Consider the following 21,339-nt stretch of genomic DNA (forward strand, 5'->3'; position numbering starts at 1 on the left):
GCCCTTGCCATGACTAGCCCGATTCCCAAACCCGTGTCGCCGGCCAGCCCGGTGGACCAGAGCCTGCTCTACCCCTCGCCGTACAAAGAATTCTGGCAAGCCTTCGCGCGCAACAAAGGCGCTGTGATGGGCCTGGCCTTCATGAGCCTGGTGGTGTTCTGCGCGCTATTTGCACCCTGGGTTGCCCCGCACGACCCCAGCGAGCAGTACCGCGACTTCCTGCTGACACCGCCCGTGTGGCTGGAGGGCGGCACTTGGCAATTCATCCTCGGCACTGACGAGCTGGGCCGCGACCTGCTTTCGCGCTTGATCCAGGGCGCGCGGCTGTCGCTGCTGATCGGCCTGTCGTCAGTGGTGATGTCGCTGATCCCGGGCATCCTGCTGGGCCTGCTGGCCGGCTTTTTCCCGCAGTTGCTCGGCCCGTCGATCATGCGCCTGATGGACGTGATGCTGGCCCTGCCCTCGCTGCTGCTGGCCGTAGCCATTGTCGCTATCCTCGGCCCTGGCCTGATCAATACCGTGATCGCCATCGCCATCGTTTCACTGCCCTCTTACGTGCGCTTGACCCGCGCCGCCGTGATGGGCGAACTGAACCGCGACTATGTCACCGCTGCACGCCTGGCCGGTGCCGGTCTGCCAAGACTGATGTTCGTCACTGTGTTACCCAACTGCACGGCGCCGCTGATCGTGCAGGCCACCCTCAGCTTCTCCTCGGCGATCCTTGACGCGGCCGCCCTGGGTTTCCTCGGCCTAGGCGTGCAACCGCCGACCCCGGAATGGGGCACCATGCTGGCTTCGGCGCGCGACTACATCGAGCGCGCTTGGTGGGTGGTGAGCCTGCCTGGCCTGACCATTCTGCTCAGTGTGCTGGCAATCAACCTGATGGGCGACGGCCTGCGCGATGCGCTGGACCCGAAACTCAAGAACGCCGTCTGAGGAGAACGCCATGTCACTGTTGCAGATCAACAACCTGAACGTGCGCTTCGGCGACGCCACGGCGGTACCGGTGGTCGACGGCCTGGACCTGACGGTAGAAGCCGGCGAAATCCTGGCCATCGTCGGCGAATCCGGGTCGGGCAAATCGGTCACCATGATGGCCTTGATGGGCCTGATCGACGCCCCCGGGCGCATCACCGCCGACGCCCTCACCTTCGATGGCACCGACATGCTCAAGCTGAGCGGCCGCCAGCGGCGCAAGGTGGTGGGCAAGGACATCGCCATGGTCTTCCAGGACCCGATGACCGCGCTCAACCCCAGCTACACCGTGGGCTACCAGATCGAGGAAGTGCTGCGCCAGCACCTGGGCCTGAAGGGCAAGGCCGCGCGCCAGCGCGCCCTTGAGCTGTTGAAAAAGGTCGAGATCCCGGCAGCGGAAAGCCGCCTGGATGCTTACCCGCATCAGCTGTCTGGCGGCATGAGCCAGCGCGTGGCGATTGCCATGGCCATTGCCGGCGAGCCCAAGCTGCTGATCGCTGACGAGCCGACCACCGCGCTGGATGTGACCATCCAGGCGCAGATCATGGAACTGCTCGTCAACCTGCAGAAGGAGCGCAACATGGCGCTCATTCTGATTACCCACGACCTCGCCGTGGTCGCCGAAACGGCCAGGCGCGTGTGCGTGATGTACGCCGGCCAGGCGGTGGAAGTAGGCCAGGTACCGGAGCTGTTCGACGTTCCCGCCCACCCTTACAGCGAAGCCTTGCTGGCGGCCATCCCCGAGCACAGCATCGGCGCCGAACGCCTGACCACCCTGCCCGGCATCGTCCCCGGCCGTTACGACCGCCCTGTCGGCTGCCTGTTGTCGCCGCGCTGCCCCTATGTGCGGGACAACTGCCGCCACCAACGCCCGCCCCTTGATCCCCAGGTTCACAGCCTGGTGCGCTGCTTCTACCCGCTGAACCAGGAGGTGGCGTAATGACCGTCGTTCTATCCGCCCGGGAGCTGACCCGGCATTACGAAGTCTCCCGCGGGCTGTTCAAAGGCCATGCGTTGGTCCGTGCGCTGAATGGTGTGTCGTTCGAACTGGAAGCCGGCAAGACCCTGGCCGTGGTTGGCGAGTCCGGCTGTGGCAAATCGACCCTGGCCCGCGCACTGACCCTGATCGAAGAGCCTTCTTCCGGCTCGCTGCAAATCGCCGGCACCGAGGTGAAAGGCGCCAGCAAGGCTGAGCGCAAGCAACTGCGCCGCGACGTGCAGATGGTGTTCCAGAGCCCCTACGCTTCGCTCAACCCACGGCAGAAGATTGGCGACCAGTTGGCCGAGCCCCTGCTGATCAACACGTCACTGAGCAAGGCCGAACGGCGCGACAAAGTGCAGAAGATGATGGAGCAGGTGGGCCTGCTCCCCGAGCACTACCAGCGCTATCCGCACATGTTCTCGGGTGGCCAGCGCCAGCGTATCGCCCTGGCCCGAGCGATGATGCTGCAACCGAAGGTGCTGGTAGCGGACGAGCCGACCTCGGCGCTGGACGTGTCGATCCAGGCGCAGGTACTGAACCTGTTCATGGACTTGCAGAAGGAGTTCAACACCGCCTACGTGTTCATCTCGCACAACCTGGCGGTGGTGCGGCATGTGGCCGATCAGGTGCTGGTGATGTACCTCGGGCGACCGGCGGAAATGGGGCCGAAAGAGGATATCTACGAGAGGCCGTTGCACCCGTATACCCAGGCGTTGCTGTCGGCAACTCCCACTATTCACCCGGACCCGCTGAAGCCGAAGATCCGCATTGTCGGGGAGCTGCCCAACCCGCTGAATCCGCCAGACGGGTGCGCGTTTCACAAGCGATGCCCGTATGCGACGGAGCGGTGTGCCAAGGAGGTGCCGGCGTTGCGGCAGGTGAGTACGCGGCAGGTGGCCTGCCATTATGCGGAGCAGTTTCTGTAGATGACCGGGGGCGCTTTGCGCCCCATTCGCAGCCTTATGCTGCGAGGGGGGTCGCAAAGCGGCTCTTTCGGTCAATGCATGAAAATGGCGATCAGGATGATGACCGGAATTGGTACCCCAAGCATCCAGAGCAGTATCGAGCGCATGTCGGTTCTCCTTGCTTAACGTTGAATGGTGCGATGGGCGACGTATTCGCCTTCCAGCCACTGCACCTGGTCACGACGGCGACCACCATAAAGCGCTGCAAGGCTGGCGAAGAAGGCGCCACACAGCAGTGCTACAAAGGTCCACAGCGCGGTCCATGCAGCAGCCTTCGCGGCAGCCTCAGCCGCTTGCTTGGCCTGCAGCTTGAGCTGTTGCACCTGGGCCATCACCTGGTCGACGCGGGCCTCTGCTTCGGGTTGAGTCAAGCGGGTGCGTTGCGCCACCAACTGCGCCAGGTAAGCGCGGTCTTCAGGCGCAAGTGCACCGTCACCTGCCAGGCCCTTGGCCAGAATGCGCGCCGCTACCCCATTGGCAGCGTCCTCGCTCACCGGCGCAGGGCCGTCACCACGGAACAGGCTGTCGACGAAATACCCCATCGAATCCTTATCGGCATTGGCAGCCGCCGCGCCACCGGCAGCAGCACTCATGCCAACCACTTGCGTCGCCGCGCTGGCTCCAGCACCTACCAGGTTGCCCGCCGTACCCAGGACCAGCATCGCAGCTACCAAGGTGGCGACTGCCCAGGACAGGAACCCATGGGCGGTGTCGCGGAAGTACACTTCATCGCCATGCAAGTTGGCCCACTTCACACGCAGCCTGCCGGCGATATACCCGCCCAGGCCAGAAGCGATGATCTGCGTCAGCAACAGCCAGATGATGGTGGAAACCGCCAGCGTTTTCGCGCTCGCGCCCTCGTTGGCCCAAGGTGAAGTGGCGGCAAAGCCCAAGCCCGCACCCAGCACCACCAATATCAAGGATAAAGCGGCCGCCGCAGCAGCACCCGCGAAGATGGCCGCCCAGGAAACACCTGAGCGGCCTTGAGTATCGAAAACGGAGGAGTCGGCAGAGGGGATCATGATATGTGCGCCTATGTATGTTGGTAGCGAGAAGTCCATTCGCGCAGTAACCGTTGCAGAGGCTGTGCCATTCATTACAAAAAACTAATTACATAAAAATCAGATAGTTAGTGAATTCTTCGATTTAAGAATCGTGCAAAAAGCGCGAGTGGCGCTCCGGCATCAGGTGTTCTGCAATATTGTGGCCTTTACGCCGGCGAGGCATGATCTGGCAATGACGCTCCCTGACGACTCCGCCCAGACCCCGCTCACCGCTGACACCGTGCTGCGCTACCACCTGTGCTGGAAGCATCGTGACCTGGACGGGGTCATAGCGCTGTACCACCCCGACATCCAGTACCACGACTTTTTCCAGAACCGGGTGCTTGGCTACGTTGAGATGCGCGACTACGTACGCGCCTGCCTGCCCCATGAAGCCGGCGAAGACATCGTTCACAGTGACCGCATCCGCGTCGATGGCTGCACCGCATTCATCCAGTACCAGGTCACGGTCCAGGGTGGCGATGGCCTGGTGGCGTTCCAGTCCAGCGAGGCGATCACCGTCAAGGATGGCCTGATCTGGCGGGTCAACGAATACGCCACGCTGGTTCGCCAGAACAGCAGCGGGCACGCCAGTACCGGCCCGCGCCCTGCCACCAGCCGCCTGGGGTTGTCACCACGGCAACTGTCGACCATGGCCCAGGACCTGGAACACTACTTCCAGCGCCAGTGCCCCTATCTGGACCCGGAGCTGGACCTGCAGCAAGTGGCCGATGCCAGCGGCTATAGCCGCAACCAGATTTCCTACCTGCTCAACCAGGTGCTTGGGCAAAGCTTCTACCGCTACGTCAACCAGGCGCGCTTGCAACACCTAATGGCCAGCCTGGACAACGACAGCGTCGAGGCGACGATTGACGAGTTGGCATTCAGCGCCGGCTTCAACTCACTGTCAGCCTTCTACAAGTGCTTCCGGGAACACACCGGCTTCACGCCCAAGGCGTACTTGAAGCAAATTTCCCTGCGTGCACGCACGTAAGACAGCCGCCCGCACACCCCACTAGGATCGCCCACAGACCTTGACGGATGTGGAGCCCGACCCGATGCAACCCCTGCGCACGCTCAGCCTGTGGATGGACCAGCTCGACGAGCCACTGTGCGCTCGCCCGGCCCTGCGTGAAGACCTGGTTGCGGATGTGTGCATCATCGGTGCCGGCTACACCGGACTGTGGACTGCCTACTACCTCAAGCGCCAAGCCCCGCAGCTGAACGTCGCGGTGATCGACGCCAACATCGCCGGTTTCGGCGCCTCCGGGCGCAACGGCGGCTGGCTGATGGGCAACCTGCTGGGCGAAGACCGCCTGCTGGCCACCCTGTCGCCACAACAGCGCCGGGCCAGCATCGACCTGCTGCACGGCATTCCCGATGAAGTACAGCGTGTGCTGCAACGCGAAGGCATCGACTGCGACTACCGCAAAGGCGGCGTGCTGTACTGCGCCGCACGCTACCCCGAGCAGGAACGCAGCCTGCGCGCCTACCTGGACGATCTGTATCGCCAAGGCATGACCGAAGACGACTACCGCTGGCTGCGCCCCGAGCAACTGGACGCCCAACTGCGGGTCAGCAATGCCTTTGGCGCCATCTACAGCCCGCACACCGCGACCATCCAGCCGGCCAGACTCGTGCGCGGTTTGGCTCGGACAGTGGAGGCGATGGGCGTACCAATCTATGAAAACACGCCGGCCATCGATTGGCAGCCCGGCGAGGTGCGCACGCCGCTGGCACGGATTCGCTGCCAGTGGGTAGTGCCTGCCGTGGAAGGTTACGCTGCCAGCCTGCCGCCACTGGGCAAACATCAGTTGCCGGTACAGAGCCTGCTGGTGGCCACCGAGCCGCTGCCGGACTCAACCTGGGAGCAGATCGGCCTGAGCCAAGGCCAGGCCTTCAGCGAAAGCAGCCGCCAGGTTACCTATGGCCAGCGCACCGCCGACAACCGCCTGGTATTCGGTGCCCGCGGAGGCTATCGCTTCGGCGGCCGACTGCGCGAAAACTTCAACCTCGACGCGCATGAAATCGAACTGCGCCGTTACCTGTTCAGCGAGCTTTTCCCGCAACTGAAACACGTACGCATCACCCACTCCTGGGGGGGCAACCTGGGCATGGCCCGACGCTTCCGCCCGCACATGCTGTGCGACCGCCAGCGTGGCATTGCCCTGGCTGGCGGCTACGGCGGCGAAGGTGTCGGCGCCACCAACCTGGGCGGGCGCACGCTTGCAGCATTGATCCTCAACCAGCACAACGAACTGACCGCGCAGCCCTGGGTGCTCGACAACCGCGCGGTTTCCAGCCTGGCCAGCTGGCCACCCGAACCCTGCCGCTGGCTGGGCTACAACGCCATCATCCAAAGCTTCGTCCACGAGGACCGGACCCTCGCCAACCCCGCCAGCGCGCCCTGGAGGCGGCGCCTGGCCAGCTCGCTTGCGGACTTCATGGAAGGCTTCATGCACTGACTTCCTTTTCCCCTACACAGGATCCACCGGTCATGAGCATCACCCAGTTCAAGAACACTGACAGCGCCGTGCTCGACAGCAGCAACCCGGTCGCGGTACCGCTTGGCGAACCCGTAGCCGTGACGTCGGTCACCTGCGTGGAGCGCAGCGACGGCGTGGAAACCGGCATCTGGGAATGCACCCCCGGGCGCTGGCGCCGGCAGATCGTGCAGCAGGAGTTCTGCCATTTCATCAAGGGCCGCTGCACCTTCACCCCCGACGGTGGCGAACCCCTGGTCATAGAAGCCGGAGACGCATTGATGCTACCGGCCAACAGCACTGGCACCTGGGACATCCAGGAGACCGTGCGCAAGACCTACGTCCTTATCTTCTGATCCGCTGATCGCCTGCCTTCGATAACAACAGACAAAGCAAGGTAACCCCGACATGCGCACGCTCCTTCTTGCACCCCTGATGCTGGCCGCCAGCGTGGCCGGCGCCGCCGAAACAGTGAAGATCTACAACTGGTCCAGCTATGTCGCCCCCGACACGCTGAAGAACTTCCAGCAAGCCAGCGGCATCGTGCCCACCTATGACGTGTACGACAGCAACGAAACCCTCGACGGCAAGCTGATGACCGGCAACTCCGGCTACGACGTGGTGTTCCCCTCCAACCACTTCATGGCCCGGCAAATCCAGGGCAAGGCCCTGAAGCGCCTGGATAAGTCGCAGTTGCCCAACTGGAAAAACCTCAACCCCGTGCTGCTCAAGGCGCTGGAAGTGAACGACCCAGGCAACCAGTACGGGTTCCCTTACCTGTGGGGCAGTACCGGCATCGGCTACAACATCGACAAGGTGAAGGCGGTGCTCGGCGACAATGCGCCGGTTGATTCGTGGGACCTCATCTTCAAGCCCGAGTACATGAGCAAGCTGAAAAGCTGCGGCGTTGCGGTGCTGGACAACGGCCCTGAACTGCTGCCGATTGCCTTGCACTACCTGGGCCTGCCACACCATAGCCAGAACCCGGCGGACTACGACAAGGCCAAGGCATTGCTGATGCAGGTACGCCCTTACATCAGCTACTTCCACTCATCGAAGTACACCGGCGACCTGGCCAATGGCGACATTTGCGTGGTGGTGGGCTTCTCGGGGGATGTGTTGCAGGCGAAGAACCGTGCCGAAGAAGCGAAGAACGGGGTGAAGGTGGGCTACTCGATCCCCAAGGAAGGCGCGCCCATGTGGTTCGACATGGTGGCCATGCCGGCGGATGCTCCGGATGAAAAAGCCGGGTATGCCTACATGAACTACCTGCTACAGCCGGACGTGATGGCCAACATCAGCAACCATGTGCAGTACGCCAATGGCAACCTGAGGGCGGACGGGCTGGTGGACCCGGCGATGAAGGGTAATACGATGATTTACCCGAGCGAGGATGTGATGGGCAAGCTGTATGCGCTGGAGGCGATGCCGGCGAAGATCGACCGCATTCGCACACGGATCTGGACCAGTATCAAGGCCGGAAACTGAAAGGGGCCGCTTTGCGGCCCCAATCAAGCAATCAGTGATGCTCGCGGGTAGCGCGGAACTTGATGTCCGGCCAGCGCTCTTCCATCAGCGACAGGTTGACCCGGGTAGGCGCCAGGTAGGTCAGGTGACCACCACCGTCGATGGCCAGGTTTTCCATGGCCTTGGTCTGGAATTCCTCGAGCTTCTTCTTGTCGTCGCAGCTGATCCAGCGGGCCGACCACACGGTGATCGGCTCGTAGGCGCACTCGACCTTGTACTCTTCCTTCAGGCGGCTGGCGACCACGTCGAACTGCAGCACACCGACCGCACCGAGGATGATGTCGTTACTGCGCTCCGGGAAGAACACCTGGGTGGCACCTTCTTCAGCCAGCTGCTGCAAGCCTTGGCGCAGCTGCTTGGACTTCAGTGGGTCCTTGAGGCGCACGCGACGGAACAGCTCCGGGGCGAAGTGCGGGATACCGGTGAAGCCCAGCGCTTCGCCCTCGGTGAAGGTGTCACCGATCTGGATGGTGCCGTGGTTGTGCAGGCCGATGATGTCACCGGCAAAGGCCTCTTCCAGCTGTTCACGCTCGGAGGAGAAGAAGGTCAGCGCATCGCCGATACGCAGGTCCTTGTTCAGACGCACGTGGCGCATCTTCATGCCCTTCTCGTACTTGCCCGAGCAGATGCGCATGAAGGCGATACGGTCGCGGTGTTTCGGGTCCATGTTCGCCTGGATCTTGAACACGAAGCCGGTGAACTTCTCTTCCACAGGCTCGACGGTACGCTCGTGGGCAACGCGGCCCAGCGGGCGCGGCGCCCAGTCGACCACGGCGTCGAGCACGTGATCCACACCGAAGTTGCCCAGTGCCGTACCGAAGAACACCGGGGTCAGCTGACCGTTGATGAACTCTTCCTGGTTGAACTCATGGCAGGCACCCTGCACCAGTTCCAGCTGCTCGACAAACGAATCGTACTGGTCACCCAGGTGTGCGCGGGCTTCGTCCGAGTCCAGCTTCTGGATGATCTTGGCTTCGGTGCGCTCATGGCCGTGGCCAGGGGTGTACACCACGATGTAGTCGCCGGTGAGGTGGTACACGCCTTTGAAGTCGCGGTAGCAACCAATCGGCCAGGTGATCGGCGCGGCCTTGATCTTCAGTACGGCTTCGATCTCGTCCAGCAGTTCGATCGGGTCACGGATGTCACGGTCGAGTTTGTTGATGAAGCTGACGATCGGCGTATCGCGCAGGCGGCACACGTCCATCAGGGCGATGGTACGCGGCTCAACACCTTTACCACCGTCGAGCACCATCAGCGCCGAGTCCACTGCGGTCAGGGTGCGGTAGGTGTCTTCCGAGAAGTCTTCGTGGCCGGGGGTGTCGAGCAGGTTGATCATGTGCTCGCGGTACGGGAACTGCATCACCGAGGTGGTGATGGAGATGCCGCGCTGCTTCTCCATTTCCATCCAGTCGGAGGTGGCGTGGCGGTCGGACTTGCGCGACTTCACGGTACCGGCGACGGCAATGGCCTTGCCCATCAGCAGCAGCTTCTCGGTGATGGTGGTCTTACCGGCGTCGGGGTGGGAAATGATTGCGAAAGTGCGGCGCTTCGCGACTTCGGCGGCCTGGTTGGTCATGGGAAATCGCCTGACTGGGGGATTAAAAAGGGGCGATATCATACCTGAAGTTGGGCGGGGACCAAAATCTAGTGAACCAGCGGCACCTGTTCCGGCCTCATCGCCGGCAAGCCAGCGCCCACAAGGACCTCCACAGCATTAACGCCTTGCGCAGTACCTGTGGGAGCTGGCTCGCCGGCGATAGGGCCAGACCAATAGCAACCTATTCATCAGGCAATCGCTTTATCACCACAAATAGCCAAAGCGCAGTGATATCAACGCCTGTGCCGCATTAAGCTGCTGTTTTTTCTCGCCAAAAATTCAAGCCCCCAGTGATTAACGCTGGCCAAATGCCGCTTCAGATGGGAACCTTTACGCCCACGGAGACGTCCACTCCCCTGCAACCCGCTTCGGTTGGGGACTGGTTTCATCAGCATTTTCGGGCCCGACGGGGTTCGGCTCATGGCCTGATCGCAGCCTTCGGCGTGTATCAAGCTGCTACTCGCGAACACACCATTCGCCGCCAGCACTGGCCGGCAAAAAAGAAGTGTGCTCGCCGACAACACAAGGAGTCCGCCTGTGGCTAAACGCTACGGAAAAGGGCTGTTGGGATGCGCCACCGTGCTCGTCATCCTGGCCCTGCTGATCCACTGGATCGGCATCGACACGATCACGCGTTATCGCGATGATCTGGGGTTCTACCTGCAAGCGCACCTGGTACTGGTGCTGGCTTCGATGGCGGCGGCGTTGGCCGTGGGCATCCCCGCCGGCATTGCGCTCAGTCGACCGCACCGGGTCGACAAAGCCGAGCGCTTCATGCAGTTCTTCAACGTTGGCAACACCATCCCTCCCCTGGCCGTTCTGGCCATCGCGCTCAGTATCCTGGGCATTGGCGCCGGGCCTGCGATCTTCGCACTGTTCCTCGCCTCTCTTCTGCCCATCGTGCGCAACACCTACGAAGGCCTGAAAAACGTCCCCGCCTCGCTCAAGGAAGCCGCCACCGGCATCGGCATGACCCCGCGCCAGCAACTCTGGCAGGTGGAATTGCCCAACGCCGTGCCGATCATCGTCGGCGGTGTTCGCGTGGCCCTGGCGTTGAACGTGGGCACCGCCCCCCTGGCTTTTCTGATCGGTGCCAACAGCCTGGGCAGCCTCATCTTCCCCGGCATCGCCCTGAACAACCAGCCACAGCTGCTGCTGGGCGCCGCGTGCACCGCGCTGCTGGCCCTGGTGCTGGACGCAGCGGTGAGTTTCTCCAGCAAGCGCTGGCTGGAACGTGGCCTGGCCCAATAAGGATAGGGAACGTATGAAGAAAAGAATCGCCTTGCTGCTGGGCGCGGCCCTGCTGTTCGCAGGATTTGCCCAGGCAGCGGAAAAACCGCTGGTGCGCATCGGCGCGCGGGTGTTCACCGAACAGACCGTGCTCGCCGAAATCACCGCGCAATACCTGCGTGCCAATGGCTTCGACGTGCGCGTCACCACCGGCCTTGGCAGCAACATCGCACGCCAGGCCCAGGAGACCGGCCAGCTCGACCTGATGTGGGAATACACCGGCGTGTCGCTGGTCTCGTACAACCATATCGACGAGCGCATGCCCAATGCCGAAGCCACCTTCGCCAGGGTGAAGGCGCTGGATGCGAAAAAGGACCTGATCTGGCTGACCCCGTCGAAGTTCAGCAACACTTATGCATTGGGCCTGCCCCGCCAAGTGGCCGAAGCCTACCCGCAGGTCAACACCATCAGCGACCTCAACCAGGTGCTGCGTGACGAAAGCCAGCGTACCCACCTGGTGGCGCTGGACACCGAGTTCGCCAACCGCCCCGATGGTCTGGTCGGCCTGCGCGAGATGTACGGCCTGCCGCTGGACCGTCGCAACATCCGCCAGATGGACGGCGGCCTCGTCTACACGGCCATGCGCAATAACCAGGTGTTCGCCGGCCTGGTGTACACCACCGATGGCCGCCTGAACGCCTTCGACCTCAAGCTGCTGAAAGACGACAAGCACTACTTCCCGGACTACACCGCCGCCCCGGTGGTGCGCAAAGCCGTGCTCGACGCCAACCCGCAACTGGCCAGCCTGCTCAAGCCGCTGGCCGAGCAGCTGGATGACGAAACCATGCGCCAGCTCAACGCCAAGGTCGACGTCGAGCACCAGAACCCGACCGCCGTTGCCGCCGCCTTCCTGCGTGAGCACCCACTGAACAGCGAGGGCCAGCCATGAACCTGATCGATACCTTCAGCCACCTGGACTGGGCCCAGGTGCTGCAACTGACCTGGCAGCACATCATGCTGGTGGGCATCGCAGTGGGCCTGGCGATCCTCGTCGGGGTGCCGCTGGGCATTCTGATGACGCGCTTCCCGGCCCTCGCAGGCCCATTGCAGGCCAGCGCCACGGTGCTGCTGACCATCCCCTCCATCGCCCTGTTCGGCCTTCTGCTGCCGTTCTACTCCAAATTCGGCCAAGGCCTTGGACCACTCCCGGCGATCACTGCCGTGTTCCTCTATTCGCTGCTGCCGATCATGCGTAACACCTACCTGGCCCTGACCAACGTCGAGCCCGGCATCCGTGAAGCCGCACGCGGCATCGGCATGACCTTCGGCCAGCGCCTGCGCATGGTCGAGCTGCCCATTGCCGTGCCGGTGATCCTCGCCGGCGTGCGCACCGCCGTGGTCATGAACATCGGCGTCATGACCATTGCCGCCACCATCGGTGCCGGCGGCCTGGGTGTGCTCATCCTCACCTCCATCAGCCGCAGCGACATGTCGATGCTGCTGGTCGGCGCCGTGCTGGTCAGCCTGCTGGCAATCATTGCCGACCTGCTCCTGCAAACCCTGCAACGTGCCCTGACTCCAGAAGGACTGCGCTCATGATCGAACTGAAGAACCTCAGCAAAACCTTCAACGTCAACGGCAAGGACGTGAAAGCCGTCGACGCGGTCAACCTCACCGTCAACGAAGGGGAAATCTGCGTGTTCCTCGGCCCCTCGGGCTGCGGCAAAAGCACCACGCTGAAAATGATCAACCGCCTGATCACGCCCACCTCGGGCCAGGTGTTCATCAATGGCGAAGACACCACCGGGCTGGACGAAGTGACCCTGCGCCGGCACATCGGCTATGTGATCCAGCAGATCGGTTTGTTCCCCAACATGACCATCGAAGAGAACATCACTGTGGTCCCGCGCCTGCTCGGCTGGGACAAGCAAAAGTGCCACGAGCGTGCGCGCGAGCTGATGCACATGATCAAGCTCGAGCCCAAGCAGTACCTGCAGCGCTACCCGCGCGAGCTGTCCGGTGGCCAGCAGCAGCGCATCGGCGTGATCCGCGCCTTGGCGGCAGAAGCGCCGGTGCTGCTGATGGACGAGCCGTTCGGCGCGGTCGACCCGATCAACCGCGAGATGATCCAGAACGAGTTCTTCGAGATGCAGCGGGCGCTGAACAAGACGGTGATCATGGTCAGCCACGACATCGACGAGGCGATCAAGCTGGGCGACAAGATCGCCATCTTCCGTGCCGGCAAACTGTTGCAGCTGGACCACCCGGACACCCTGCTGGCGCACCCGGCGGATGAGTTTGTCAGCAACTTCGTTGGCCAGGACAGCACCCTCAAACGCCTGTTGCTGGTGCGTGCCGAGGATGCGGCGGACAACGCGCCGTCGGTGAGCCCGGAAACGCCTGTGAGCGATGCGTTGGAGCTGCTGGATGAGCACGACCGCCGCTACGTGGTGGTGACCGATACACAGAACAAGGCGCTGGGCTATGTGCGCCGGCGTGACATGCACCGCCAGCAGGGCACCTGTGGTGAATTCCTGCGGCCGTTCAATGCCACGGCGTCGCATGATGAGCATTTGCGCATCCTGCTGTCGCGGATGTACGAGTTTAATAGGGCGTGGTTGCCGGTGCTGGATGCGGAGCAGGTGTTTTTGGGCGAGGTGACGCAAGAGTCGATTGCGGCTTACCTGAGTTCGGGCAGGTCGCGCGGAGCGAAGACCAGCATTGTCTCGCCCGCTGAGGCGGTGGTTTCGTAATCGCTGGGGGCGCTTTGCGCCCCCGGCGATCTCAGATCAGAACCCTACACTGGCCTGCACATAAAAGGTTCGCGGCTCCCCCACATAAATGCCGGCATTGTTGTCGCTGGAACGGGTGAAGTACTGCTTGTCGAACAGGTTCTTCACCCCCGTCGGCATTGATCCCGGTGCCCGGCGCACGCTGCTTGGATTGGGCGTAGGCATCCAGGTTCCAGGTCCAGCGGTTGACCGCGTAGCGCACGCCGGCAGTGACCACCTGACGTGAATAGAACGGCAAGTCACGGCCCTTGAAGCCCGGGATCTCACCTTCATAGGTTGCACGGGTAAAGGTGTAGCCACCGCTCACCGACAAGCCATCCAGGCGCGGGTCCAGCCCGGCCAGGTCATAGCGCACAGAAGCCTCGACCCCTTGGTGCTTGGTCGCACCCAGGTTGGTCCAGCCCACGTCGTTGCTGATGTATTGCAGTTCGTCATCGAAGTCGATGTAGAACGCCGTCAGCTCACCGGCAAAACCGCCATCGTCATAACGCGTGCCAATTTCGTAGGTCTTGGCCTTTTCCGGCTCCAGGCCATTGGCCGTGCTGTTGCCTGTCCCGCCCTGCCCCAGCTGGAAGTACTGCAAACTGCCGAACGAAGTTTCCTAGTTGGCGAACACTTTCCACGCGTCGGAGATGTGGTACATCACGCTCAGCGCCGGCAGCGGCTCGTTGCTGGTAATGCTGCGTTTCTTTTCCGCCACCGAGCGGTTGTTGGCATCCAGCACCGGGCGGTCGCGCCAGTCAGTGTTGATGTGCTCGAAGCGGATGCCCGGGGTGATGGTCCAGTTGCCCACGTCGATCTTGTCGTCGATGTAGTAGGCACTGGCCTCGGTGCCACCGCTGCGGTCCTGGAACACATGGCCGTCGGAGGTCGGGGTCACGGTGGGGACGTTGTCGATCAGCGCCAGGCGCGTCGACTGCTCACGCATCGCTTCCTTCAGGTAGCGGTAACCCGCACTGACTTCCTGCGTGGTCGGGCCGGCAAAGAAGATGCGCGACACACGCGGCTCGATGGCGAAGGTGTGGTAGTTGCGCGGGTACGACGACAGGGTCTTCATGTCACGCGAAGCGATGGCACTGCCATGGAAGCTGTCGGTGTAATAAGTCAGCACTTCGAACTGGGTGGCATCGTCGAGCTGGCGTTGCCATTTGAACGACACGTCCTTGCGCCGACCGGCGAAGTAGTCGTGGTCGCGCAGCGACTGGTACGGGTTGCTGTCGTACTGGGCCTGGGTCAGGCCACCGGGCATGTCAGCACGGCCATCGTAGTAGTGGAAGTTGAGCCAGAACTCGTCGACATCGGTCGGCGCCCAGTGGGTCTTGAGGATAACGTCGTCGATATCGTTGCCGTTGTTGCTTTCACGGTAGCCGTTGCCGTTGAGCCCGGTGTACAGCAGCGCCACACCCATGCCGTTGTCTGCCGTGCCGCCGACGAAGGCCGACTCGGTGTGCTTCCAGCCGCCGTGCTGGGAAGTTTCCAGCGTGGTGGACAACTCTGCGGAAGGTTTTTCCGGAATCGCCCGGGTGACGAAGTTGATCACCCCGCCCACGCTCTGCGGGCCATAGCGTACCGAGCCTGCACCACGTACCACGTCGATGCTGTCGAGGTTGCCCGAGGAAATCGGCGCCATCGACAGCTGCGGCTGGCCATACGGCGCGAACGCGGCCGGGATGCCGTCGATCAACACGGTGGCGCGCGGCGACAGGCGCGAGGTGAGGCCGCGCACGGCCACGTTCAGCGACAGGTCGCTACCGCCGGTGCCGTTGGAATCCTGCACCTGCACACCCGGGATGCCGCGAAGCACATCGCGCACGTTCATCGCGCCCTTCTCCACCATCGCCTCGCGGCGTACCACGGTGCGCGCGCCGGGGTGGTTCTGTACCACACTCTGCTGCGCATCGCCAGTACCCGGACAAAGGCATCGTGGGTGAGGTCCTCGGCCTGCTGACGACTGCGCAGTTTGCGCGTCCAGGTGCCGATCAGCTCATGGTCGGGGGTCATCAGGGAGGCAGATAAGGGTGCGAATAGTAATGTTTCTCATCAAAACCAGCAAATCCGCCATTCGGTAACAAAAAATTTATGAGCAATTTCCTGTACGTGGGTGCCAGGAAAATGTGGCCATAAATATGAACACCTGAAGCCATTTCCCGGGCACGCCCGCTCCCCCAGAAAGCGCGCGATGCCTGTGGGAGCGGGCGCGCCCGCGAAGGAGCCAATACGGTCTATTCCACAATATTTAACGCTTGAAACATCGTGGGGAACATCAGCCGGTCACATGGGTCGGTTATTCAAATGGCTGGTCGTCGATCCACGCCGATCACGCCCGGATTACCTGTTGATTCTGCATTCTTCACGCCCTAAAGTGCGCGCCGAACGTCCATGCTGGAAACGATCCATCCGGCTCAAGTACTGAGTAGGCGAACCAAAGTGGGGATACGGAGGACGTTCAGTTTGCAGCCACTTATTCTTTCAGTTTGCCCATGGAGTCCCTGAGCATGTCGATCCAGGTCGAAGACTATTTCGCGCGTGACACCTTCCAGAAAATGAAGGCATTCGCCGACAAGCAGGAAACCCCGTTCGTACTCATCGATACCCAGATGATCAGCCAGGCCTATGACGACCTGCGCGCCGGTTTCGAATTCGCCAAGGTGTACTACGCGGTCAAGGCCAACCCGGCCGTCGAAATCATCGACCTGCTCAAAGAGAAAGGTTCGAGCTTCGACATCGCCTCGATCTACGAGCTGGACAAAGTGCTGGGCCGTGGCGTCAGCGCCGACCGTATCAGCTACGGCAACACCATCAAGAAGTCCAAGGACATCCGCTACTTCTACGAGAAGGGCGTGCGCCTGTACGCCACCGACTCCGAAGCCGACCTGCGCAACATCGCCAAGGCCGCACCGGGTTCGAAAGTGTATGTGCGTATCCTGACCGAAGGCTCCACCACTGCCGACTGGCCACTGTCCCGTAAATTCGGCTGCCAGACCGACATGGCCATGGACCTGCTGATCCTTGCCCGCGACCTGGGCCTGGTGCCTTACGGCATCTCCTTCCACGTGGGCTCGCAGCAGCGCGACATCAGCGTATGGGATGCTGCCATTGCCAAGGTCAAGGTGATCTTCGAGCGCCTGAAGGAAGAAGACGGCATCGAGCTCAAGCTGATCAACATGGGTGGCGGCTTCCCGGCCAACTACATCACCCGTACCAACAGCCTGGAAACCTACGCTGAAGAAATCATCCGCTTCCTGAAGGAAGACTTCGGTGACGAGCTGCCGGAAATCATCCTGGAGCCAGGCCGTTCGCTGATTGCCAACGCCGGTATCCTGGTCAGCGAAGTGGTGCTGGTGGCGCGCAAGTCGCGTACCGCCGTCGAGCGCTGGATCTACACCGACGTGGGCAAGTTCTCCGGCCTGATCGAAACCATGGACGAAGCCATCAAGTTCCCGATCTGGACCGAGAAGAAAGGCGAAGCCGAAGAAGTGGTCATCGCCGGCCCAACCTGCGACAGCGCCGACATCATGTACGAAAACTACAAGTACGGCCTCCCGCTGAACCTGGCCATCGGTGACCGCCTGTACTGGCTGTCGACCGGCGCCTACACCACCAGCTACAGCGCGGTGGAATTCAACGGTTTCCCGCCGCTGAAGGCTTACTACCTGTAATGCAGAACGGGGCCGCAAGGCCCCGTTTTCATTTGTGTGCTGTCAGTGCCGGCCTCTTCGCGGGCACAGTCAACTCAAGCTTCGCGCCGTTCAATCTCTTCGGCATACCGCTCCGCAAAGGCCATCAACACCGGTCCAGCGCCTTGCAAGGTCACCAACGCAGCACGCAGGAAATTGATGTTCCCCTCAACCCGCGCCCGCTCCAGCCACTGCCCGGCCTCCGCCATTTGCCCACGCTCGACCAGCACCAGTGCCAGGCTGAACATCCCGCGAAAATCGCCCGCCTCGGCCGAGCGTCGATACCAGCGCACTGCCCGCGCCGGGCTGGGTGCCGTGGCAATGCCCTGCTCCAGGTAACGCCCATACAAGTTCATCGACTTGGCATGCCCCATCTGCGCAGCCTTCTCGTAGCACATCAGGGCCTGTCCCTGATTGGCCGGTACACCGCGCCCGGTAGCCAGCAGATTACCCAGGTTGTACAGGCCCCAATCCAGCCCGGCGTCGGCCGCGCGAGCATAGTGGATAGCCGCCTGCGTCAGGCTTGGCTCACCGCCCCAACCATGCTCCAGGCAACGCCCGAGCATGTTGTGCGCCATGGCACTGCCACCCTGTGCGGCGATGCCGAACCAACGCCGGGCCACGGTGGCGTCTTCTTCGATACCGCGGCCATCCAGCAGGATTTGCCCCAACAGCAACTGCGCCTCGACCGCGCCCTGCCCCGCCGCCGCCAGAATCGCTTGCGCGGCCTTGCCGGGGCTTTCCTCCAGCATGGCCTGCAAACCGGCCACATCCACCACTTCCTCACGTCGCAACTGGTAGGACACGGCTCAGACCTCGGCCCAGCGGCGCAGCAGGTTGTGGTAGGTGCCGGTCAGTTGCAGCAGCGACGGATGGTCCGGCACATCGGCAGTCAATTGCTGGATAGCGTTATCCATCTCGAACAACAGCGCCCGCTGGCTGTCCTCACGCACCAGGCTCTGGGTCCAGAAAAAAGCGGCGTAACGCTGGCCACGGGTTACCGGGTTGACCTTGTGCAGGCTAGTGCCGGGGTACAGCACCAGGTCTCCGGCGGCCAACTTTACCTGCTGCACGCCGTAAGTGTCCTGAATCACCAACTCGCCACCGTCGTAGCTGTTCGGGTCGCTGAGGAACAGCGTGGAAGAGAGGTCGGTACGCACCCGCTCGGCGCTGCCCTTGGGCTGGCGCAGGGCGTTGTCGATGTGGAAGCCGAAATTGCCGCCTTCGCGGTAGCAGTTGATCAGCGGCGGGAACACCTTGTGTGGCAAGGCCGCCGACATGAAGCGCGGGGTTTTCCACAGCCGGTCGATCAGCGCGCTGCCAATCTCCTTGGCCAGCGGGTGCCCTTCCGGCAACTGCAGGTTGTGCTTGGCCTTGGCCGACTGGTAACCCGCCGTAGCCTTGCCATCAGCCCAGTCGGCCTGCTCCAGCGCCTCGCGAATACGGGCCAGCTCATCAGCGTCGAACAGGCCTGGGATGTGAAGCAGCATGGCAGCAGCACCGTTAGGAAGTGTAAAGGTGGCAATGATATTGATTCCCTTTTGCGCTGCACAAGTCCCATTCGCCGCTTAAGACGTTTCAGCTGTATGAAACCGTAAAGGCAAATTGTAAAGATTGTAAATTCTTCACGAATGGTAACGACTCTCAATTGTGAGTCACAATTGCTTACATTAAGATCCGCCGCCTCAACACCTTGGGGAAGGTCCTTAGCAATGCGCCAGTCCGTACCATCTGCTGTGAGTTCGCCACGCCTGATCGTGTCTGCCATCGGTGTCGCCCTTAGCGCCACGTCGGTCTACGCCGCCGCCCCTGCCGCGAACAGCGCCATTACCCTCGACGCCACCAGCGTCAATGGCAAGGCTGAACAAGCCAGCACCGATTACAAGGTCGAAAAGGCCTCCTCGCAGAAGTACACCGCGCCGCTGGTAGACACCCCGCGCTCGGTTACCGTGATCCCGCAGCAAGTGATCAAGGACACCAATGCCCTGACCCTGCAGGACGCACTGCGCACTGTGCCGGGCATTACCTTCGGTGCCGGCGAAGGCGGCAACCCGCAAGGCGACCGTCCGTTCATCCGTGGCTTCGACGCCCAGGGCGATACCTACCTGGACGGCGTGCGAGACACTGGCGCTCAAACCCGCGAAATCTTCGCCATCGAGTCGGTGGAAGTGGCCAAGGGCCCTAACTCGGCCATCGGTGGCCGTGGCGCTGCCGGCGGTACCATCAACCTGGTGAGCAAGCGTGCGCATCTGGGTAACTCGCTGGACGGCGCCTGGACCTGGGGCAGCGACCAGACCCAGCGCTACACCTTCGATGGCAACTACCAGTTCAGCGATACCGTTGCCGGCCGCCTGAACCTGATGACCCACGAAAGCAACGTCGCCGGCCGCGACAAGGTCAACTACGACCGCTGGGGTATCGCCCCGTCGCTGGCATTCGGCCTGGGCACGCCAACCCGCGTCAACCTTGACTACTACCACCTGGAAAGCGACGACCTGCCGGATTCGGGCATTCCGTACACCATCCCGACCAATGGCAGCGGCGGGCGCACCTCGGCGCACCCGAGCAAACCGGATGACGGCGGCGACAGCGATAACTTCTACGGCCTGACCGGTCGCGACTTCCGCAAGACCCGCGTGGACATCGCCACCTTGGCCATCGAGCACGACCTGACCGACGCGCTGACCATCAAGAACACCCTGCGTCACGGCAACAGCATGCAGGACTACATCCTGACCCAGCCTGACGACAGCAAGGGCAACGTCAATAACGGCAGCGTATGGCGCCGGGCCAACACCCGTGTGGGCAACACCGCTACCACCACCAACCAGACCGACCTGTTTGGCGAGTTCTACGTCGGTGGCCTTAAGAACAGCTTCTCCACCGGTATCGAACTGAGCCGTGAAGAAAGCGAGCGCTCCAGCTACACCGTTGACACCGACACCGTCCCAGGTGGCAGCGCCAATACCAACTGCACCCCGGGCATGATCGGCGCCACCAGCGGCTACAACTGCACCTCGCTGAGCAACCCGAACCCGGATGATCCGTGGAACGGCACCATCTCGCGCAACTACGCTGGCACCACCACCAACAGCAAGACCCGTGCGATCTACGTGTTCGATACCCTGGAGCTGACCCCCGAGTGGCTGGTCAACATGGGCCTGCGATACGACCACTTCGACACCGACTACAAAACCTACAACGCCGCTGGCACCACCACTGCCAAAGGCAACGACGTCAGCGAGTTCGTGACCGGCCAACTGGGTCTGGTGTGGAAGCCGGCCGAAAACGGCAGCATCTACGTGTCCTACGCCACCTCCGCTACGCCACCAGGCGCCATGCTCGGCGAAGGTACCGAAGGCAACCCGCTGGGTGGCACACCTGACCGCAACGGGAATCTGCTGGCCAGCGATATGGAGCCGGAAGAAACCACCAACTACGAGATCGGCACCAAGTGGAACCTGCTTGACGAGCGCCTGTCACTGGCGGCGGCGCTGTTCCGCACCGAGAAAGAAAACGCCCGGGTACAGGTCAACACCAACACCTACGAGAACGTCGGTGAAACCCGCGTGCAAGGTATTGAACTGTCTGCCAGCGGCAAGCTGACCGACAAATGGCAGGTGTTCGCCGGCTACACCTACATGCAGGCCCGCCAGATCGACGGCGGCCCGCTGGGCAAGGCCAACGACGGCAACCAACTGCCCAACACGCCAAACAACAGCGCCAGCCTGTGGACCACTTACGCGATCACACCGAAGCTGACCATCGGTGGTGGTGCGTTCTACGTGGATGACGTGTACGGCAGCGTGGCCAACACCACCATGGTCGACAGCTATGTACGCTACGACGCCATGGCGGCCTACAAACTGACCAAGAACGTCGACCTGCAGCTGAACGTGCAGAACCTGACCAACGAGGTGTACTACGACAAGGCCTTCTCCACTCACTTCGCCAACCAGGCGGCCGGGCGGACTGCACTGTTGACCACCAGCGTTCACTTCTAAAGCAGCAACCCTAAGCCCCGTTCATTCCAGTGAGCGGGGCTTTTGCGTATCAAGGCATAATGCG

The 21,339-nt window shown here is 62.2% G+C and carries 17 protein-coding genes and 2 pseudogenes; 13 read left to right on the top strand and 6 right to left on the bottom strand.

Annotated features, from left to right (window positions below):
- Positions 1 to 9: 9 nt before the first annotated feature.
- The 3 genes from APH36_RS29835 to APH36_RS29845 are packed head-to-tail and all read left to right on the top strand — an operon-like array spanning position 10 to position 2,883.
- Complete coding sequence (locus APH36_RS29835; RefSeq protein ID WP_060501800.1) at positions 10 to 936, top strand: ABC transporter permease subunit; 927 nt, start codon at positions 10 to 12, stop codon at positions 934 to 936.
- A gap of 10 nt (positions 937 to 946) precedes the next feature.
- Positions 947 to 1,915: an ABC transporter ATP-binding protein gene (locus APH36_RS29840; protein WP_060501802.1), complete on the top strand. Its 969-nt coding sequence runs from the start codon at positions 947 to 949 to the stop codon at positions 1,913 to 1,915.
- Complete coding sequence (locus APH36_RS29845) at positions 1,915 to 2,883, top strand: peptide ABC transporter ATP-binding protein (RefSeq protein WP_060501804.1); 969 nt, start codon at positions 1,915 to 1,917, stop codon at positions 2,881 to 2,883. Before APH36_RS29840 ends, APH36_RS29845 begins: the two co-directional genes overlap by 1 nt.
- A gap of 161 nt (positions 2,884 to 3,044) precedes the next feature.
- On the opposite strand, the gene APH36_RS29850 is transcribed toward APH36_RS29845, so the two are convergent.
- Positions 3,045 to 3,944 carry a hypothetical protein gene (locus APH36_RS29850; protein WP_025753800.1) on the bottom strand — a complete coding sequence of 300 codons (900 nt, stop codon included), beginning with the start codon at positions 3,942 to 3,944 and terminating at the stop codon, positions 3,045 to 3,047.
- Between the two features lie 214 nt (positions 3,945 to 4,158).
- Here APH36_RS29850 and APH36_RS29855 point away from each other — a divergent pair, with 214 nt between their 5' ends.
- The 4 genes from APH36_RS29855 (at position 4,159) to APH36_RS29870 (ending at position 7,936) form a co-directional block, all read left to right on the top strand.
- A complete protein-coding gene (locus APH36_RS29855) occupies positions 4,159 to 4,959 on the top strand; it encodes an AraC family transcriptional regulator (protein WP_060501806.1) in 801 nt (266 codons plus the stop codon).
- Positions 4,960 to 5,023: 64 nt separating this feature from the next.
- Entirely contained in the window at positions 5,024 to 6,430 is a 1,407-nt protein-coding gene (locus APH36_RS29860) for an FAD-binding oxidoreductase (RefSeq protein ID WP_060501807.1), read from the top strand.
- Between the two features lie 32 nt (positions 6,431 to 6,462).
- On the top strand, positions 6,463 to 6,804 hold the full coding sequence (locus APH36_RS29865; RefSeq protein ID WP_016501370.1) for a cupin domain-containing protein: 342 nt from the start codon (positions 6,463 to 6,465) through the stop codon (positions 6,802 to 6,804).
- 52 nt (positions 6,805 to 6,856) lie between these two features.
- Positions 6,857 to 7,936: a polyamine ABC transporter substrate-binding protein gene (locus tag APH36_RS29870; RefSeq protein WP_060501809.1), complete on the top strand. Its 1,080-nt coding sequence runs from the start codon at positions 6,857 to 6,859 to the stop codon at positions 7,934 to 7,936.
- 31 nt (positions 7,937 to 7,967) lie between these two features.
- Here the strand turns inward: APH36_RS29870 and APH36_RS29875 are convergent, their stop codons facing one another.
- Positions 7,968 to 9,551 carry a peptide chain release factor 3 gene (locus APH36_RS29875; protein ID WP_016713179.1) on the bottom strand — a complete coding sequence of 528 codons (1,584 nt, stop codon included), beginning with the start codon at positions 9,549 to 9,551 and terminating at the stop codon, positions 7,968 to 7,970.
- A gap of 558 nt (positions 9,552 to 10,109) precedes the next feature.
- Between APH36_RS29875 and APH36_RS29880 the strand changes: the two genes are divergently transcribed.
- Genes APH36_RS29880 through APH36_RS29895 form a run of 4 tightly spaced genes read left to right on the top strand, consistent with a single transcriptional unit; the run spans position 10,110 to position 13,555 of the window.
- The gene (locus APH36_RS29880) at positions 10,110 to 10,823 is read left to right on the top strand and encodes an ABC transporter permease (RefSeq protein ID WP_028698933.1); all 714 of its coding nucleotides are present in this window, start codon (positions 10,110 to 10,112) and stop codon (positions 10,821 to 10,823) included.
- A 13-nt stretch (positions 10,824 to 10,836) separates the two neighbouring features.
- Entirely contained in the window at positions 10,837 to 11,751 is a 915-nt protein-coding gene (locus tag APH36_RS29885; RefSeq protein WP_060501812.1) for a glycine betaine ABC transporter substrate-binding protein, read from the top strand.
- On the top strand, positions 11,748 to 12,401 hold the full coding sequence (locus tag APH36_RS29890; RefSeq protein ID WP_016713182.1) for an ABC transporter permease: 654 nt from the start codon (positions 11,748 to 11,750) through the stop codon (positions 12,399 to 12,401). The genes APH36_RS29885 and APH36_RS29890 overlap by 4 nt, the downstream gene beginning before the upstream one ends.
- The gene (locus APH36_RS29895; protein ID WP_060501814.1) at positions 12,398 to 13,555 is read left to right on the top strand and encodes a betaine/proline/choline family ABC transporter ATP-binding protein; all 1,158 of its coding nucleotides are present in this window, start codon (positions 12,398 to 12,400) and stop codon (positions 13,553 to 13,555) included. Before APH36_RS29890 ends, APH36_RS29895 begins: the two co-directional genes overlap by 4 nt.
- Before the next feature lie 36 nt (positions 13,556 to 13,591).
- Here the strand turns inward: APH36_RS29895 and APH36_RS29900 are convergent.
- Both APH36_RS29900 and APH36_RS31465 read right to left on the bottom strand, forming a co-directional pair.
- A pseudogene (locus APH36_RS29900) lies at positions 13,592 to 15,497 on the bottom strand (TonB-dependent receptor family protein); the annotation flags it as partial.
- Positions 15,497 to 15,595, bottom strand: a pseudogene (locus tag APH36_RS31465) (RNA polymerase subunit sigma-24); the annotation flags it as partial. The pseudogenes APH36_RS31465 and APH36_RS29900, both read right to left, overlap by 1 nt.
- A gap of 494 nt (positions 15,596 to 16,089) precedes the next feature.
- Between APH36_RS31465 and APH36_RS29905 the strand changes: the two are divergent.
- Complete coding sequence (locus tag APH36_RS29905) at positions 16,090 to 17,253, top strand: type III PLP-dependent enzyme (RefSeq protein WP_016713187.1); 1,164 nt, start codon at positions 16,090 to 16,092, stop codon at positions 17,251 to 17,253.
- 74 nt (positions 17,254 to 17,327) lie between these two features.
- Here the strand turns inward: APH36_RS29905 and APH36_RS29910 are convergent, their stop codons facing one another.
- Both APH36_RS29910 and APH36_RS29915 read right to left on the bottom strand, forming a co-directional pair.
- Positions 17,328 to 18,077, bottom strand: coding sequence for a tetratricopeptide repeat protein (locus APH36_RS29910; protein ID WP_060501816.1), 750 nt, complete (start codon positions 18,075 to 18,077; stop codon positions 17,328 to 17,330).
- Between the two features lie 3 nt (positions 18,078 to 18,080).
- Positions 18,081 to 18,761, bottom strand: coding sequence for a Fe2+-dependent dioxygenase (locus APH36_RS29915; protein WP_060501818.1), 681 nt, complete (start codon positions 18,759 to 18,761; stop codon positions 18,081 to 18,083).
- 222 nt (positions 18,762 to 18,983) lie between these two features.
- On the opposite strand from APH36_RS29915, the gene APH36_RS29920 reads away from it, so the two are divergent.
- On the top strand, positions 18,984 to 21,275 hold the full coding sequence (locus APH36_RS29920; RefSeq protein ID WP_060501820.1) for a TonB-dependent siderophore receptor: 2,292 nt from the start codon (positions 18,984 to 18,986) through the stop codon (positions 21,273 to 21,275).
- Positions 21,276 to 21,339 lie beyond the last annotated feature (64 nt).

The sequence above is a fragment of the Pseudomonas sp. NBRC 111133 genome (genome assembly GCF_001320605.1).
In the GTDB taxonomy this organism is placed as follows: domain Bacteria; phylum Pseudomonadota; class Gammaproteobacteria; order Pseudomonadales; family Pseudomonadaceae; genus Aquipseudomonas; species Aquipseudomonas monteilii.